This window comes from Antarctobacter sp. (assembly GCF_965277915.1).
Taxonomy (GTDB): Bacteria; Pseudomonadota; Alphaproteobacteria; order Rhodobacterales; family Rhodobacteraceae; genus Antarctobacter.
Genome location: NZ_OZ255849.1, coordinates 520,473 through 536,621, shown reverse-complemented (window position 1 = coordinate 536,621; position 16,149 = coordinate 520,473). Strand labels below are relative to the sequence as shown.

General features: G+C 65.5%; 14 protein-coding genes. 8 read left to right on the top strand and 6 right to left on the bottom strand.

Annotation, left to right across the window (positions count from 1 at the left end; genetic code table 11):
* Nucleotides 1-33: 33 nt before the first annotated feature.
* Genes xdhA through ACQY5B_RS03520 form a run of 5 tightly spaced genes read left to right on the top strand, consistent with a single transcriptional unit; the run spans nt 34 to nt 7,293 of the window.
* Entirely contained in the window at nt 34-1,416 is a 1,383-nt protein-coding gene (gene xdhA / locus ACQY5B_RS03540) for a xanthine dehydrogenase small subunit (protein ID WP_420326354.1), read from the top strand.
* Nucleotides 1,413-3,755 carry a xanthine dehydrogenase molybdopterin binding subunit gene (gene xdhB / locus ACQY5B_RS03535; RefSeq protein WP_420326355.1) on the top strand — a complete coding sequence of 781 codons (2,343 nt, stop codon included), beginning with the start codon at nt 1,413-1,415 and terminating at the stop codon, nt 3,753-3,755. The genes xdhA and xdhB overlap by 4 nt, the downstream gene beginning before the upstream one ends.
* Nucleotides 3,752-4,690 (top strand): xanthine dehydrogenase accessory protein XdhC, encoded by a 939-nt coding sequence (gene xdhC, locus ACQY5B_RS03530; RefSeq protein ID WP_420326357.1) that lies wholly within the window; start codon nt 3,752-3,754, stop codon nt 4,688-4,690. The genes xdhB and xdhC overlap by 4 nt, the downstream gene beginning before the upstream one ends.
* Nucleotides 4,657-6,180, top strand: coding sequence for an ABC transporter ATP-binding protein (locus ACQY5B_RS03525; RefSeq protein WP_420326358.1), 1,524 nt, complete (start codon nt 4,657-4,659; stop codon nt 6,178-6,180). Before xdhC ends, ACQY5B_RS03525 begins: the two co-directional genes overlap by 34 nt.
* A 27-nt stretch (nt 6,181-6,207) precedes the next feature.
* Nucleotides 6,208-7,293, top strand: a complete 1,086-nt coding sequence (locus ACQY5B_RS03520; protein ID WP_420326359.1) for an ABC transporter permease — start codon at nt 6,208-6,210, stop codon at nt 7,291-7,293.
* Between the two features lie 26 nt (nt 7,294-7,319).
* Here ACQY5B_RS03520 and ACQY5B_RS03515 read toward each other — a convergent pair whose 3' ends face one another.
* Nucleotides 7,320-7,931: a type VI secretion system-associated protein TagO gene (locus ACQY5B_RS03515; RefSeq protein ID WP_424976711.1), complete on the bottom strand. Its 612-nt coding sequence runs from the start codon at nt 7,929-7,931 to the stop codon at nt 7,320-7,322.
* Between the two features lie 137 nt (nt 7,932-8,068).
* Between ACQY5B_RS03515 and ACQY5B_RS03510 the strand changes: the two genes are divergently transcribed.
* Nucleotides 8,069-8,992, top strand: a complete 924-nt coding sequence (locus ACQY5B_RS03510) for an ABC transporter permease (RefSeq protein WP_305969637.1) — start codon at nt 8,069-8,071, stop codon at nt 8,990-8,992.
* Nucleotides 8,993-9,022: 30 nt separating this feature from the next.
* Nucleotides 9,023-10,099: a BMP family ABC transporter substrate-binding protein gene (locus ACQY5B_RS03505; RefSeq protein ID WP_305969638.1), complete on the top strand. Its 1,077-nt coding sequence runs from the start codon at nt 9,023-9,025 to the stop codon at nt 10,097-10,099.
* A 76-nt stretch (nt 10,100-10,175) separates the two neighbouring features.
* On the opposite strand, the gene ACQY5B_RS03500 is transcribed toward ACQY5B_RS03505, so the two are convergent.
* Both ACQY5B_RS03500 and ACQY5B_RS03495 read right to left on the bottom strand, forming a co-directional pair.
* Nucleotides 10,176-11,327 (bottom strand): COG3904 family protein, encoded by a 1,152-nt coding sequence (locus tag ACQY5B_RS03500; RefSeq protein ID WP_420326360.1) that lies wholly within the window; start codon nt 11,325-11,327, stop codon nt 10,176-10,178.
* Nucleotides 11,328-11,451: 124 nt separating this feature from the next.
* Nucleotides 11,452-12,177: a vWA domain-containing protein gene (locus tag ACQY5B_RS03495; protein WP_420326361.1), complete on the bottom strand. Its 726-nt coding sequence runs from the start codon at nt 12,175-12,177 to the stop codon at nt 11,452-11,454.
* A gap of 161 nt (nt 12,178-12,338) precedes the next feature.
* Here ACQY5B_RS03495 and ACQY5B_RS03490 point away from each other — a divergent pair, with 161 nt between their 5' ends.
* Nucleotides 12,339-13,301 carry an aldo/keto reductase gene (locus ACQY5B_RS03490; protein ID WP_420326362.1) on the top strand — a complete coding sequence of 321 codons (963 nt, stop codon included), beginning with the start codon at nt 12,339-12,341 and terminating at the stop codon, nt 13,299-13,301.
* On the opposite strand, the gene ACQY5B_RS03485 is transcribed toward ACQY5B_RS03490, so the two are convergent.
* From ACQY5B_RS03485 to ACQY5B_RS03475, 3 genes are read right to left on the bottom strand one after another with little or no spacing between them, the layout of a single operon-like run.
* Nucleotides 13,202-14,296 (bottom strand): trans-3-hydroxy-L-proline dehydratase, encoded by a 1,095-nt coding sequence (locus ACQY5B_RS03485; RefSeq protein ID WP_420326363.1) that lies wholly within the window; start codon nt 14,294-14,296, stop codon nt 13,202-13,204. The genes ACQY5B_RS03490 and ACQY5B_RS03485 overlap by 100 nt on opposite strands.
* Before the next feature lie 22 nt (nt 14,297-14,318).
* Nucleotides 14,319-14,987, bottom strand: coding sequence for a nitroreductase (locus ACQY5B_RS03480; protein ID WP_420326364.1), 669 nt, complete (start codon nt 14,985-14,987; stop codon nt 14,319-14,321).
* Nucleotides 14,984-16,060 carry a CaiB/BaiF CoA transferase family protein gene (locus ACQY5B_RS03475; protein WP_420326365.1) on the bottom strand — a complete coding sequence of 359 codons (1,077 nt, stop codon included), beginning with the start codon at nt 16,058-16,060 and terminating at the stop codon, nt 14,984-14,986. Before ACQY5B_RS03475 ends, ACQY5B_RS03480 begins: the two co-directional genes overlap by 4 nt.
* Nucleotides 16,061-16,149: the final 89 nt, after the last annotated feature.

Here is a 16,149-nt window from a genome sequence, read left to right as displayed (position 1 = left end):
AGGGGATTCGGTAAGGCGGCGGGTCACAACCTGATGAACATCGCCTTTCTTCTCAATGGAGAGAGCGTCGAGCTGGCTGAGGTGTCACCCACCGAAACGCTGCTTGACTGGCTGCGCGAGAGGCGCGGCATGACCGGCACCAAGGAAGGCTGCAACGAGGGCGACTGCGGCGCCTGCACCGTCATGGTGACGGACGAGCGTGGCGCCCGAGCACTGAACGCCTGCATCCTTTTCCTGCCGCAACTGCACGGCAAGGCCGTGCGCACGGTCGAGGGGCTCTCCGGCCCGGATGGAACTCTGCATCCGGTGCAACAGGCGCTGGTGGATTGTCACGGCAGCCAGTGTGGTTTCTGCACCCCCGGTTTCGCGGTTTCGATGGCGACGGCGCATCTGAACGGCGACACCGGGCACAAGGATGCCCTGGCCGGCAATCTGTGCCGCTGCACGGGCTATGCGCCCATCCTGCGTGCCGCCCGTGCAGCGGAAGGGCAACCGGTGCCCGACTGGCTGAGTGCCGATCAGGCGTTCCGCGGCCCGGAGATGGCGGACAGCCCCTCGCCCACCTGCCACGCCCCCCGGACCACCGATGAGCTCGCGCGGCTCTACGCCAAGCATCCCGAGGCAACCCTGGTCGCCGGGGCGACGGACGTCGGCCTTTGGGTGACGAAACAGCTGCGCGACCTCGATACGGTGATTTTCCTGAACCGCTGCGCCGATCTGCAAGAGATCGAAGAAACCGAGAGCGGCTATCGCATCGGTGCCGGGGTCACGATGGACCGGGTACACGCGCTGATGACACCTCTGTGCCCCAGCTATGCCGAGATGATCCGCCGCTATGGGTCGACCCAGGTGCGCAACGCCGCCACCATCGGCGGCAACATCGCCAACGGCTCGCCCATCGGGGACAACCCGCCCGCGCTGATCGCCGCGGGCGCGACACTGCATCTGCGCCGCGGCGATGCCCGGCGTGCGTTGCCGCTGGAGGATTTCTTTCTGGACTACGGCAGGCAGGACCGTGCCCCCGGCGAGTTCGTCGAGGCAGTGACCGTTCCAAAGGCCCTGACCTCCTTGCGAGTCTACAAGCTGTCCAAGCGCTTTGACCAGGACATCTCGGCGGTCTGCGGCGCCTTCAACCTGGCCGTAGAGGGCGGCATCGTGACCGGCGCCTGCATCGCCTTTGGCGGCATGGCCGGCATCCCCAAGCGCGCACCCCATGTAGAGGCCGCGCTGATCGGCCAGCCCTGGACTGAAGCCACGATTGATGCCACCGCCGCCGCCTGGGCCAAGGACTTTGCCCCCATGAGCGACATGCGCGCCAGCGCCGACTATCGCCTGACCGCCGCGCGCAACATGCTCCGCCGCTACTGGGCAGAGGGCATGGGTCGGGCCACGAACGTGCTGGAAGTACAGCCATGAGCGTCGCGAAACCCCTCCCGCATGACGCCGCGCCGCTGCATGTGACCGGCAAGGCGCGTTATGTCGACGACATCCCGACGCCCGGCAACTGCCTGCACCTCGCCTTTGGCCTTTCGCCCATCGCTGCCGGGCGGTTGACCGCGCTCGACCTCGACGCGGTGCGCGCCGCGCCAGGTGTCTTGGGCGTCTGGACCTACGACGACCTGCCGTCGGAATGCGACTGCTCACCCTCGCTGCATGACGAACCGCTGCTGTCGGACGGCAGCCTGCACTACCAGGGTCAGCCGGTCTTCCTCGTCGCTGCGGAAAGCCACCTTGCCGCGCGCCGCGCCGTCGCAAAGGCGCGGATCGAGACCGAGGCCACCCGCCCGATCCTGACCATCGAAGAGGCCCTGGCTGCCGACAGCCGGTTCGAGGAAGGCCCGCGCATTTGGGCGCGCGGCGACGTGGAGGCCGCCATCGACAGCGCGCCGCATGTCATCGAAGGCCGGATCGAGATGGGCGGGCAGGAGCATTTCTACCTCGAAGGTCAGGCCGCCCTGGTCTTTCCGCAGGAAGACGGCGACATGCTGGTGCATTCCTCGACCCAGCACCCGACCGAGATCCAGCACAAGGTGGCCGATGGCTTGGGCCTGCAGATGCACAACGTCCGCGTCGAGACACGGCGCATGGGCGGCGGCTTCGGCGGCAAGGAAAGCCAGGGCAACGCGCTGGCCGTGGCCTGCGCGGTGGTGGCCGCGGCCACCGGACGCCCCGCAAAGATGCGCTATGACCGCGACGATGACATGGTGATCACCGGAAAGCGGCATGATTTCCGCATCGACTACCGCGTGGGCGTCGATGCACAGGGCGTGGTGCAAGGGATCGCGTTCCAGCAATACACCCGCTGCGGGTGGTCGCAGGACCTGTCCCTGCCGGTGGCGGATCGCGCCATGCTGCACGCGGACAACGCCTATTTCCTGCCCGCCGTGCGGATCGAGAGCCACCGCCTGCGCACGAACATGTGCAGCGCCACCGCCTATCGCGGCTTTGGCGGCCCGCAGGGCATGGTGGGGATCGAACGCGTCATGGATCACGTCGCGCATGCGCTTGGCCGTGATCCGCTGGCGGTGCGGAAGGCGAATTACTACGACCCGATGGTGGGGGGCGCTGCCCCCCGCTTGCCGGAGGCAAGCCCCCCCCGGAGTATTTCTGCAGAGAAGAAGCCCAGGAATGTCACGCCCTACGGCCAGACGGTCGAGGATTTCATCCTGCACGAGATGACCGAGGCGCTGGAGGCCTCTTGCGACTACGCGGCGCGGCGGGCCGCCGTGGCAGAGTGGAACGCCGCCAACCCGATCCTGAAGAAGGGGCTTGCCCTTACGCCGGTGAAATTCGGCATCTCCTTTACGCTCACGCATCTCAACCAGGCGGGCGCGCTGGTGCATGTCTACCAGGACGGCTCCATCGCCATGAACCACGGCGGAACCGAAATGGGACAGGGGCTGTTCCAGAAGGTGGCGCAGGTGGCGGCTTCGGCCTTTGGCGTGCCGCAAGAGGTGGTGCGCATCACCGCGACGGATACCGCGAAGGTGCCCAACACCTCGGCCACTGCTGCCTCATCGGGGTCGGACCTGAACGGGGCGGCGGTCAAGGTTGCCTGCGAGACGATACGCGCCCGCATGGCGGAGCACCTGGCGCAACTGCACCAGTGCCGACCTGACGAGGTCCTGTTCCGGGATGGTCGGGTGCAGGCTGGCGCACAGGAGATGAGCTTTGCCGAGGCCGCGGCCTTTTGTTACGCGGGCCGGGTCAGCCTGTCGGCCACAGGGTTCTACAAGACGCCGAAACTTTCCTGGGACCGAATGAAGGGCGAAGGGCGGCCGTTCTTCTACTTTGCCCACGGCGCCGCCTGCACCGAGGTGGTCATCGACACGCTGACCGGCGAATACCGGATGCTGCGCACCGACATCCTGCATGACGCGGGCGCCTCTTTGAACCCGGCCATCGACATCGGCCAGGTCGAGGGCGGGTTCGTACAGGGCGCGGGCTGGCTGACGACCGAGGAACTTGTCTGGGACGCAGAGGGACGGCTGCGCACCCATGCCCCCTCGACCTACAAGATCCCGGCCTGTTCCGATGCGCCAGAGGTGTTCAACGTCGCGCTCTGGGAGGGTGAGAACCGCGAGGAGACGGTCTATCGATCCAAGGCGGTGGGCGAGCCGCCTTTCATGCTGGGGATTTCGGCACTGATGGCACTATCGGACGCCGTCGCGGCCTGTGGGCCGGGCTATCCGGCGCTGGACGCCCCTGCAACGCCGGAACGGGTGCTGGCAGCGATTGCACGGGTGCAGGGATGAGTTTCGACCTCGCCCCCCTTCGCCGCGCGGTCGAGCGACACGGGCGTGTCGCCCGGGTCGTCGTGGCCGAGGTTGCGGGCTCTGCCCCGCGCGAGGTTGGCGCCGCCATGCTGGTTTGGAGCGGAGGGCAAGACGGCACCATCGGCGGCGGGGCGCTGGAACTAATGGCGGCCCGATCTGCGCTGAACCACGCAGGACTGACGCGGCATCCGCTGGGGCCGGAGCTGGGCCAATGCTGCGGCGGGGCGGTGACCCTGCTGACCGAGCACTATGATGCGCAGGCCCTGACCGGTCTCGAGGGGCGCGACGTGATCGCGCGCGGGGCCGGGGATATGCCGCTGGCGGTGCGCCGGGTGATCGACCGGGCCAGGGCGAGGGGCGAGGCGCCCAGACCACAGTTCCTGCAAGGCTGGATGGTGGAACCGGTCCGCCGCCCGGCCTTGCCGATCTGGATCTGGGGCGCGGGCCATGTCGGCCGCGCGCTGGTCTCGGTCCTTGCGCCTTTGCCGGACGTGGCGCTGACCTGGGTCGACACCGGGCCGGAGCGGTTTCCCGATACCATTCCAGAGGCCGTCACCGCCCTGCCCGCCCCGGCGCCGGAACGGGCCATGCCACACGCGCCCCAAGACGCCGCCCATCTGATCCTGTCCTACAGCCACGAGATCGACCTGGCCCTTTGCCACGCGGCGCTGTCGCATGGATTCGCCTTTTGCGGACTGATCGGATCGGACACGAAATGGGCCCGTTTCCGTAAGCGATTGCAGGCGCTTGGCCACAAACCCGCCCAAATCGACGCCATCTGCTGTCCAATCGGGCACAAAGCGCTTGGCAAACATCCGCAGGCCATTGCCATAGGCACGGTGACGCAGCTACTCAACTGGCAGCAAGAGAGGGACCACGCGTGGCCGACACACTCCTCAGTCTCCAGGGCCTGACCAAGATCTACCCGGGCGTGATCGCCAACGACGACGTGACCTTCGACATCGGGCGAGGCGAGATCCACGCGCTGTTGGGCGAGAACGGCGCCGGCAAATCGACGCTGGTCAAGATGATCTACGGGCTGAACGCGCCGGACAAGGGCCAAATGCTGCTGGACGGCACGCCTTACAAGCCGTCGAAACCCTCCGAGGCGCGGCAGGCCGGTATCGCGATGGTGTTCCAGCACTTCTCGCTCTTTGATGCACTGGACGTTGCCGAAAACGTGGCGCTGGGGATGGAAACGCCGCCGCCCATGTCCGACCTTGCCCGCCAGATCCGCGAGGTGTCCGAGACCTACGGGCTGCCGCTGGACCCCACGCGCACCGTCGGCACGCTGTCGGCGGGTGAACGGCAGCGGGTGGAGATCATCCGCTGCCTGCTGCAGAATCCCCGACTGCTCATCATGGACGAACCGACCAGCGTCCTGACCCCGCAGGAGGTCGAGATCCTGTTCGAGACCCTGCGCAAGCTCAAGGCCGAGGGCACCTCGATCCTCTATATCTCGCACAAGCTGGAAGAAATCCGCGCGCTTTGCGACACGGCCACGATCCTGCGGCTGGGCAAGAAGGTGGCCACCTGCACGCCGGCAGAGACCTCGGCCCGAAACCTGGCCGAGATGATGGTGGGCGCCAGTTTCGCGACGCCCGAAGCCAGGGGCGGCAAGACCCTCGAGGTGCTGCTTGCGGTGAACGAGTTGTCCCTGCCTGCGCCCGGTGCCTTTGGCACGCCCCTGCGCGAGGTCAGTTTCGAGGTGCGCGCGGGCGAAGTGCTGGGCATCGGCGGGGTCGCGGGCAACGGGCAGGACGAACTGCTGGCAACACTGTCCGGCGAACGCATGGCCCCAGCCGGGTCCATCATTCTGGAAGGCAAGGACATCAGCCGGGCCGGCCCTGTCGCGCGCCGCGATCTTGGCGTGCTGTCAGGGCCGGAGGAACGGTTGGGCCACGCGGCGGCCCCGGACATGAGCCTGGTCGAAAACGGTGTGCTGACGGCGGCGCGGCGCGAGGGAATGCTGAAGAACGGTTTCATCTCCTGGGGCAAGGCCCGTCAGTTCGCCGAGGAGGTGATCGGTCATTTCGACGTGCGCACGCCGGGGTCGGGCACGGCGGCGCGGGCGCTTTCGGGGGGCAACCTGCAGAAATTCGTCGTCGGCCGCGAGATCCTGCAAGGCCCGCGCGTGCTGGTGCTGAACCAGCCCACATGGGGCGTGGACGCGGCGGCGGCGGCCTTTATCCGGCAGTCGATCCTGGACCTGGCCGCCAAGGGCGGCGCCGTCGTGGTCATCAGCCAGGATCTTGACGAGCTGATGGAGGTCTCGGACCGGTTCGGCGCCCTGAACGAAGGGAGACTGTCCCCCACACGTCCGGTCGCCAGCCTGGATATCGAACAGATCGGCCTGATGATGGGCGGCGCGCATGACATGGAGGTGGCCCATGTGGACGAGTGAGGCCGCCGGCCAAGGGGGGACACGCCCATGATCCGGCTTGAAAAACGCCCCCAACCTTCGAAGCTCTGGACCTACCTGACCCCGGTGCTGGCCGTGCTGCTGACAATGCTCGTCGGCGGCGTGCTCTTTGCCTTCCTCGGCGCCAACCCGGTCGAGGCGATCCGCACGATTTTCTGGGATCCTCTGTTCAACGCACAATTCGCCGGGTTCACGCGGCCACAGCTGCTGGTCAAGGCGGGACCGCTGATCCTGATCGCCATCGGCCTCAGCATCGGCTTTCGCGCCGGGATCTGGAACATCGGCGCCGAAGGTCAATACATCATGGGCGCCATCTGCGGCGCCGCTGCCGGGCTTGCCTTCTACCCCGCTGAAAGTGTCCTGATCTTCCCGATCATGATCGTCGCGGGCGCGCTTGGCGGCTGGGCCTGGGCGATGATCCCGGCCATCCTGAAAACGAAGTTCGGCACCAACGAGATCCTTGTCTCCCTGATGCTGGTCTATGTGGCCGAAACCATCCTCGGCTCCGTTTCCACCGGCCTGTTGCGCAACCCCGAGGGGCGCGGCTTTCCCGGATCGCGCAATTTCAAGCAATGGGACGCGGCGCATAACAGCGACCTGATCGCCAACACCGGCATGCATTGGGGCGTCGTCTTTGCCTTCATCGCGGTGATCGGCGCCTATGTCCTGCTGACCCGGCACATGCTGGGCTTCAACATCCGCCTGACCGGCGAGGCGCCGCGCGCGGCCCGCTTTTCCGGCGTCAACCCGGCGCGCATTATCCTGATCTGCCTCGGCCTCTCGGGCGCGCTGGCCGGCATGGCAGGTCTGTTCGAAGTCACCGGCCCCGCGGGCCAGATCAGCATCGACTTCGGCTCGGGCTATGGATTCACCGCGATCATCGTGGCCTTTCTCGGCCGGCTACACCCTATCGGTATCCTGTTGGCGGGGCTTCTCATGGCGCTGACCTATATCGGCGGCGAGCTGGCGCAACTGATGCTGGGCCTGCCCGGTGCCTCGATCCAGCTGTTCCAGGGGATGCTGCTGTTCTTCCTGCTGGCCATGGACGTCTTCACCAACTTCCGCCTGCGCTGGGCCAAGAGGGAGGTGGCATGACAGGTCTCGCCCAAGTCAAAATGAACCTACCAGCTACAAGAGCTCCTCAATTCGTCAATCGAATCCTCCAACCCCGTGATATCGAACTTGGCGGTTACTGGGCTTTGACTGAACGGAGTAAACCGGACAAGCAACGAATGGCCGCCAAAGAACTCTTTGACCAAGGGAATGGAACGACCGCCACTCCAGAGGCCCAGCGCGCTATTGTCAGTGCTCGCGTCGAAATTCCTGGACTTTGCCGGACGGTCATCCACCCGGTATTCGACCTTGCCGTAGCCCTGAAAGCCGGATGCCAAATGGCAATCGGTATGAATGATGAGGCTAGTGGTATTCTCAAGACAGCGAACCATCAGCGTTGCAGGGCGCGACGGCCCAAACCGATTGCAGGTCAATGGTTCTTCGGAACGGACCGTCATATAGACGTCGGTCGTATCCTTGAAATCCGACTTCTCCGTCTGAACCTGCCATTTGCCGTTTTCTTTCGGCAGATCCTGAACGGTTGCATCTCGACCGAGGGCCTTGTCATAGCAGGAAAGCCGATCGAGGTCGTTTTCGATCGGAACGCATCCACCCGGATCGGCAAGAGCCGGCTGGGCAAGGACGACCGAAGCCAAGAGAGTAAAGGCAGCGAATTTCATATAGGCAATCCCAATTCGGTACGATTCATTGCAACCGTGCGGCATCTGGCCTTCAGTATTGCGCACGTCTTTATAACAAACCTAGCGCGGCGCCTGAAACAAGATGAGAGTAAGAATTTTCCGGAACAGGAGATTGCATGGACCTGAGCAGCATCAATCCCATCCTCCTCGTGGCCTCCATCATGGTTTCGGCCACGCCCATCCTGCTGGCTGCCATCGGTGAGATGGTGGTCGAGAAATCCGGCGTGCTGAACTTGGGCGTCGAGGGAATGATGATCACCGGCGCCGTGGTGGGATTTGCCGTGGCGGTCAATTCCACTTCGCCTGCGCTGGGGTTTGTTGCCGCTGCACTGGCCTCGGCGCTGCTTGCGCTCTCCTTCGGCCTGCTGACGCAGTTCCTGCTGTCGAACCAGGTTGCCACCGGGCTTGGCCTGACGCTGGTGGGTCTTGGCCTGTCCAGCCTGATCGGCAAACCCTACGAGGGCATCAAGAGCCCAACCCTGCCAAAGCTCGACATTCCCCTGCTATCGGACATCCCGGTTCTGGGGAGGATGCTCTTCAGCCATGACATGATGGTCTATTTCAGCCTCGCTCTGGTGGTCGCGGTCTGGGGCTTCCTGAAATACACCCGCGCCGGGCTGATCCTGCGCGCGGTCGGTGAAAGCCACGACAGCGCCCATGCGCTTGGCTACAAGGTGGTCATCATCCGCCTCATGGCGATCCTCTTTGGCGGTGCCTGCGCGGGCCTTGGCGGCGCCTACCTCAGCCTGGTGCGCGTCCCGCAATGGACCGAAGGCATGACCGCCGGCGCCGGCTGGATCGCTCTGGCCATCGTCGTCTTCGCCAGTTGGCGACCGGGGCGCGTGGCCATCGGGGCTTATCTGTTTGGCGGGGTCACGGTGCTGCAACTGAACCTGCAGGCGGCGGGCGCCGCCGTGCCGGTCGCGCTCTTGTCGGCCTCGCCCTATCTTGTCACGATCCTCGTGCTCGTGATCATCTCGGCCCGCGGCGCGCATGCCGCGCCCGCCTCGCTGGGCCGGCCTTTCCACGCCTCGAGCTGAGGCAAAGACATCAACCAACAGGGGACACACATGAACAGAAGAACCCTTCTTTCCACCGCAGCGGTTGCGCTGACGCTCGGCTTCGGCTCTGCCGCCGCTGCGCAGGACGTGACCGCCGGCTTCATCTACGTCGGCCCGGTGGGCGACGGTGGCTGGACCTACGAACACGATCAGGCCCGGCAGAAGGTCGAAGAGCACTTTGGCGACAAGGTGAAGACCATCTACCAGGAAAGCGTGCCCGAAGGCGCCGATGCCGAACGCGCGATCACCCAGATGGCTCTCAGCGGCGCCGACATCATCTTTACCACCTCCTTCGGCTACATGGACCCGACCATCGCCGTGGCCGAGAAATTCCCGAACGTGAAGTTCGAGCACGCCACCGGCTACAAGACCGCAGACAACGTCAGCGTCTACTCGGCCCGCTTCTACGAAGGCCGCGCCATCCAGGGCCACATCGCCGGCTCCATGACCAAGACCAACAAGATCGGCTACATCGCCTCCTACCCGATCCCCGAGGTCATCCGCGGCATCAACTCGGCCTATATCCACGCCAAGAAGGTGAACCCGGATGTCGAATTCTCGATCATCTGGGCCTACACTTGGTTCGACCCGGCGAAAGAGGCGGACGCCGCCCGCGCCCTGATCGAGAACGGCGCCGACGTGATCCTGCAGCACACCGACTCCACCGCGCCGCATGCGGCGGCGGCCGAGGCGGGCGATGTGGTCACCTTCGGCCAGGCCTCGGACATGGCGGACTACGCCCCCTTCCCGCGTGTTTCGTCGATCATCGACGACTGGGCCCCCTACTACATCGATCGCGTTCAGGCGGTCATGGACGGGACATGGACCAGCACCGAGACATGGGACGGCATCGGCCCGGGCATGGTCGGCATCGGCGAGATCACCGACGCTGTCCCGGCAGAGGTCAAGGCCGAGGCGCTGGCCCTGAAGGACGCGATCGCCGCGGGCGACTACCACCCCTTCACCGGCCCGCTGAACAAGGCCGACGGCACGCCCTGGCTGGCCGAGGGCGAAGTGGCCGATGACGGCACCCTGCTGGGCATGGATTTTTACGTCGAAGGCATCGACGCCGAGATCCCGCAGTAAGCGGCAAGTGTCCTACCCCAAAAAAAGAAAGGCCCCGAACCGTCGGGGCCTTTTCCATTTCCATCAGCATCCGGGCTCACTTCGCCTGCAAGTCCCGCAACGGGGTCTCGGCGTCGTAGAGCGCGTAGAACGGCACCTTGATGCTTCGGGTCGTGCCCTGGGAATGTTCGCTCGCCAGCTTCTGCTCCAGCGCCTCCCAGGTTTCTTCGGCATCTTCCATCATGAGAAAGTCGAATGTCTCTATCCGGACCCAGATTTCCGGCTGATAAACCCGCCCATTGGGATAGAGATCATTCCGTCGGTTGTACTTTTTTGCCTCTGAAATATAGCTCCCGAAGGTTTCGTCGTCGATGAGGCAGAGGTGGCCAGACCGCCGGTAATAGTACATTCGCACCGCCCAGACCTCTTCATTGATATAGCCGACGCGCTCGCCGTCCACGGTGCGTCCGCGCAGATACCGCAGGTGGCTGGCCGCATCGGTCATCTCTTCCTCGGCCCGTCCCGGGTCGATCAGCACCCCCTGCTCCATCAGGAACGCGTTTTCGCACAGCGCCAGGATGTTCGCCCGCGTCAGCGTTTCGGGCGCGCGCGCCGCAGACACCTGCACATTGGCCAACAGCGCCTCGCCCACGGTATCGACGTGGTACATGTCGTGCCCAGGCGTTTCCAGGATGCGCGCATAGAGATAGTCATTCAACGCATCCGCGTCGTCCTGCGTGGTCAGCTTGATGTCGAAGAGCCCTTCGGCCGCTTTCAATGCAATGCCAAATGCATCCTCGACCTGGCCGGCTGGATAATTGTTGTCCGGCGGCAGGTTCAGGCTGGGCGCGTGAAACCCCAATACCGCGCCCGGCTGAATACTGCGCGAGGGGAAATTGATCGCCAGCGTCCCTTCGGACACTCCCCCACCTAGCCAGGCCAGCGCGCAGGCGGACTCGCAGCGATCGCCTGCGATCACACGGGTATGCATCTGCTTGTTCCAGATCACGTCGAACATGGCGATGCCCTCGGACAACGACCCGCCGGGGCTGTCCAGGCACAACGATGCACCACCAGCGCCAAAGGTGTTCAACGCCTTGACCTTTGCCGCATCACCCGGTTCCACCTGTCCGGTGAACTTGTAGGTGCATTCACTGTCAAAATCACCGACTTCACTAATCTCACCTGCAAAAACCGGCCCGGCCGCAATGCAAAGCGCCAGAGCCGAACGCCCAAGAGTCTTCAACAAATCCAGTCTCCCTCATGTCGTTCCTGCACCCTAGGAACGGCAAGGCCTTGGGAGAAAGGACGAAATCCGAACTAATTGAACATGTTGTGTTGCGACCACGCCGGAGGCAAGCCGCACGAAACGCCTAGTTGACGCGTCGGGGCCCGAACGAACGCGCCCCCAGCACGTTGCAGCCCAGCGTCACCCGCAGCGCCCCGATCAGCTCGTCCACGTTCTCGGCGCGGACATAGCGCCCGCCGGTCCGGTCAGCGAGGCAGCGCGCGATGGTGGTGGCCACCTGAGCGTTCGTGTTGGACCAGTCGAAATGATCGCTCCGCACCTTGAACCCGATCACATGCACGGTCAGCTCCGGCGCCACTGCAGCGATCTCGGCGGCGAGGCTGCACGGCGCCCCGCCGCAAGTTTCCTTGCCGTCCGTCACCAGCACCACGGTCCCGGGCCGATTGAGATAATCCAGCGCCTCTGCCGCACGCCGGACGCTTTCGGTAAGCGAAGTCCCCCCGGCGGGCCGCAGCGCATCGACATCCGCCAGGATCCGCGGACCTGCCTGCCATTGCGGCGGAAACCGCAGATCCGTGTTGGCGCAGGTGCGGTCCCCGGCCGGGCCGTAGATCACCAGCCCCAGCCGACGCGCCGCCGCGACAGAGGGGATCACCCGGCGCATCGCCATCCGTGCCTCGGAGATGCGCGGCACGCCGATGGCATTGTAGCCGATTTCTGCCATGCTGCCGGAGCCGTCGAAGACGATCATCGCATCTTCGGTGCAACTTTCGCCGGCGCCCGTCGCCAATGGCGCAGAGGTTGCAGCGGCCAGACAGGCCGCGCCGGCCAGTCGGGGCAGCAGGCGCATAGGCATGGCTCCTTTTACGGACAGCATGGCAGGCCCCCGCGAGTCTGTCGAGCCGGCATCCCCCCGCGACCGTTGCTGAGGATCGCTGGCGGATGGACGCTTGCCGCCAATACCCCCTGAAACCGCTTTGCCTTTGGGATGCCGCGTGGCAGGTTGCCGGCATGACACTGACCACCCTTTCGGGCGCTACGCCCGCCCGCTTTGCCTTTGGCTGCATGCAGTTCGGGGGCCGTGCCTCCGAGGCCGACAGCCGCGCCATGTTCGACGCCTGCCGCGCAGCGGGCATCGCCCATTTCGACACCGCCTATGTCTATACCGACGGCGCCTCGGAGCGCCTGCTGGGCCAGTTCGCTGCCGCCGCGCGCGAGGATCTGTTCATCGCCACCAAGGCGAATTTCCCCGGCGGTGCCGGCCGTGACAACATCCGGACCTCTCTGGACGAAAGCCGCAAGCGCCTGAACATGGAGGTGATCGACCTTTTCTACCTGCATCGCTGGGACGACGACACCCCGCTCGAAGAGAGCCTCGAGACGCTCGCAGAACTGCAGCAGGCCGGAACCATCCGCCATATCGGCGTGTCCAACTATGCCGCCTGGCAGGTGATGAAGGCCCAGGCAGTGGCCGCGCGTTTCGACACCCGGATCGACGTGCTGCAACCCATGTACAACCTCGTGAAACGCCAGGCCGAGGTGGAAATCCTGCCCATGTGCGCCGCAGAGGGCATCATGCCAGTGCCCTATTCGCCGCTGGGCGGTGGCTTGCTGACCGGCAAGTATGCCCGTGGTGGCGGTGGCCGCCTGTCCGAGGACGACCGCTACGCCAACCGCTATGCCCGCCCCGAGATGCACCAGGCGGCCGAGGCCCTGGCCGAGATCGCTGCTGAACTGGGCACGCAGGCGGCCACGCTGGCCGTGGCTTGGGTGGCCGCCCATCCGTCCGGACCGACGCCGATCCTGTCTGCGCGCAACGCGGCCCAGTTGCAGTCCTCTCTGGCAGGCATGTCCTACAAGATGGATGAGGCGCTTTATGCCCGCATTTCGGCCCTCAGCCCAACGCCGCCGCCAGCGACGGACCGGCTGGAAGAAGCCACTTCGCGCGCGCCCCAGGTATCGCTCAGACGATAGCCGCGCGGCCAGGGATCATCCGGGTCCAGCATGTGCTGATGAATGCCGGTGATCCAGCCGCGCCCGCTGATCTCGGGCCAAATGGCGGGCAGATCGCCCACCGAACCCGTCCCGGCAATGCGTCCCGAGAAGGTCGAGCCGATCAGCGAGGTCGCGGTCAATGTCTCTCCTTCGGCCATGTCCCCGCGCGCATGCAGGACTGCCATGCGCGCGGACAGCGCCGTGCCCGTGGGCGAACGATCGACCTTGCCCGGCTGGATCGCCACCGCCGCCCTTGCGCGCAAACCTTCGGGTCCGCGTTCCAGCGGACCGGCAAAGAGGCAGAAGGAGATATGCCGCCAGTCCGGGTTCGTCGGATGGTGAAAGCCCAGCTGTTCCGTGGCCGCCCGGGCGATCCGCGCGCCTGTCCGGGCGATCTCGTGCGCCTCGTCGGGCACCAGTTCCAGTCCCAGCGCCTGCGCATCCACGATGACGAAACTGTCACCGCCGAATGCCGTGTCCACGGTCAGCCTGCCCAGCCCTTCGACCTCCAGCGCGGCCGCCAGTTTCTGCGCGAAACTGGGCAGGTTGCGGACATGGATCCGCTGCGCCTTTCCGTCGCGACACTCTGCCCGCACCCGAACGAGGCCGCCCGGTGCCTCCAGAGTGAATTCGGTCACCGGCTCCTGCATCGGCAGGATGCCTCCGTCCAGCAGGACCGTCGACACGCAGATCGAATTGGACCCGGACATCGGTGGCGTGTCTTCCGGCTCCATGATGATGAAAGCCGCATCCGCATCCGGGTGTTTCGGCGGCACCAGCAGGTTGACGTGCCGAAAGACGCCCCCGCGCGGCTCGTTCAGAACGAAATCCCGCAAGGCGCCGTCCCGCGCGATCCACCGGCTTTGCTCCCAGAGCGTCTCTCCCGGCGGCGGCGCGACACCGCCAACGATCACGTCGCCCACCTCGCCCTCGGCATGGGCCGAGATGACGTGTATCGTCTTGTTGCTGCGCATGGTCTGCCCCCTGCTTTCGCGTTCAATGCCAATCCACGACCTCTGACAGGTCGGCCCGTTCGGTGCGATAGGAATTGGCCGGATGATCCGGATCGGCATGGCCAAAGGCAATCGCGCAGACCAGGTCGCGATCCTCGGCGATTTCGTAGCGGTCGCGCACGAATGGCGAAAAGCTGGCCACCGCCGCCATCGCGATACTGGCCAGCCCGCGAGCCTGCAAAGCCAGCATGACCGCCGTGACATAGGCCCCGCAATCAAGCACGCCGTAGGTGCCAAGGTCCTTGGGCGCGGTGATCAGCAGGCAGTGGGGCGCCCCGAAGAGGCGGAAATTCTCGCGCATCTGCCTGCCCGAGGCCTCTCGGTCGCCCTTCTGGATTCCCAACGCGCCATACAACTGCCAACCGCAACTCCGCCGCCGCTCTCGGTAGATGCCTTCGTACCGCAACGGAAAGGGGATGTCGCTTTGCCGTTGTCCGGTTTCCACATGGGCATAGAAGGACTCGGCGAATGCAGCGGTTTCCGGCGCCGTCAGGGCGATCACCTGCCAGGGCTGCACGTTGTTCCAGCTGGGCACCTTCTGTGCGTCGCGCAAAGCGCATTCGATCACCTCACGCGGGACCGGGTCGGGCCGGTAGGCCCGGCAGGAATAACGCGCCTTCAACAGGGTCGCGAATGTCTCGGCTTCGTTCACAACAGGCCCCTTTCCCGCAACTCATTGAGGATCGCCGCCCCGTCCTGCCCCGGTTCCGGCGCAGGACCTGTCGCCCGCACCCCACCATCGAAACGCGGCGCCGGCAGAGCGCTGCCCGGCCCGTGCCCGCGCGCCGTCATGTGCGGATCACGGGCCGCCTCGTCCGGGGACAGGACCGGCGCAAGACAGGCATCGCTGTCCTTGAACAACGCCGCCCAGTGGTCACGCGGCTGCGTGGTAAAGATCCGTTCCAGCCGAGCGCCCTGCACCGACCAAAGGTCGGGGTCGAACTGCTCCGCGAAATCGGGATCCTCTGCCAGGCCCATCCGTTCCAAGAACAGGGCATGGAATTTCGGCTCCAGGCATTGCAGGGCCACATGCCCGCCGCAGGAACAGGCATAGCATCGCGACCAATGCGGCCCGTCCAGCAAGGATCGCCCACGTACGCCAGTGTCGAACCCCGCCCCCATCGACCGCAACAGCGCCATCATATGCTGCGCCCCGTCCACGATGGCGGCATCGACAACCGTTCCGCGCCCCGTTTCCCGCGCCTGCAACAGCCCGGCCAGCATCCCAACGGTCAGGTACAATGCACCGGCACCAATATCGCCCAACATCGTCGGCGGCACGCCGGGCACCTGTCCCGGCAAGCCGGCGTAGAAAAGGGCCCCGGACAGGCCGAGGTAATTCAGGTCGTGCCCGGCAAGCGCCGCGCGCGGCCCGTCCTGTCCCCAGCCCGTCATGCGCCCGTAGACCAGCCGTGGATTGCGCGCCTGCGCCTCTTCGGGCCCCAACCCCAACCGCTCCATCACGCCCGGGCGCAAACCCTCGATCAGCCCGTCCGCGGATCGGATCAGCGCGTGCGCAATGCCCAGATCACCCGCCTCCTTGAGATCCAGCGCGATGGACCGCTTGCCCCTGTCCAGCAGGCGGCTGGCACCCTTGGCCGGGTTTGCGCCCCCGGCCTTGCGCTGTACCACGATCACCTCCGCACCAAGGTCCGCCAGGTGCATGGCGGAGAAGGGCCCCGGCCCCAGCGCCTCGAACTCGATGATGCGAATGCCGTTCAGCATGGTGATCCTCCCCGCACGCAGTGAAACCGAGCGCGAGGGGAAAGGAAAGAGGCGTGCGACGGTCGGCGCGAGCGCTGTTGCTTTCCGAT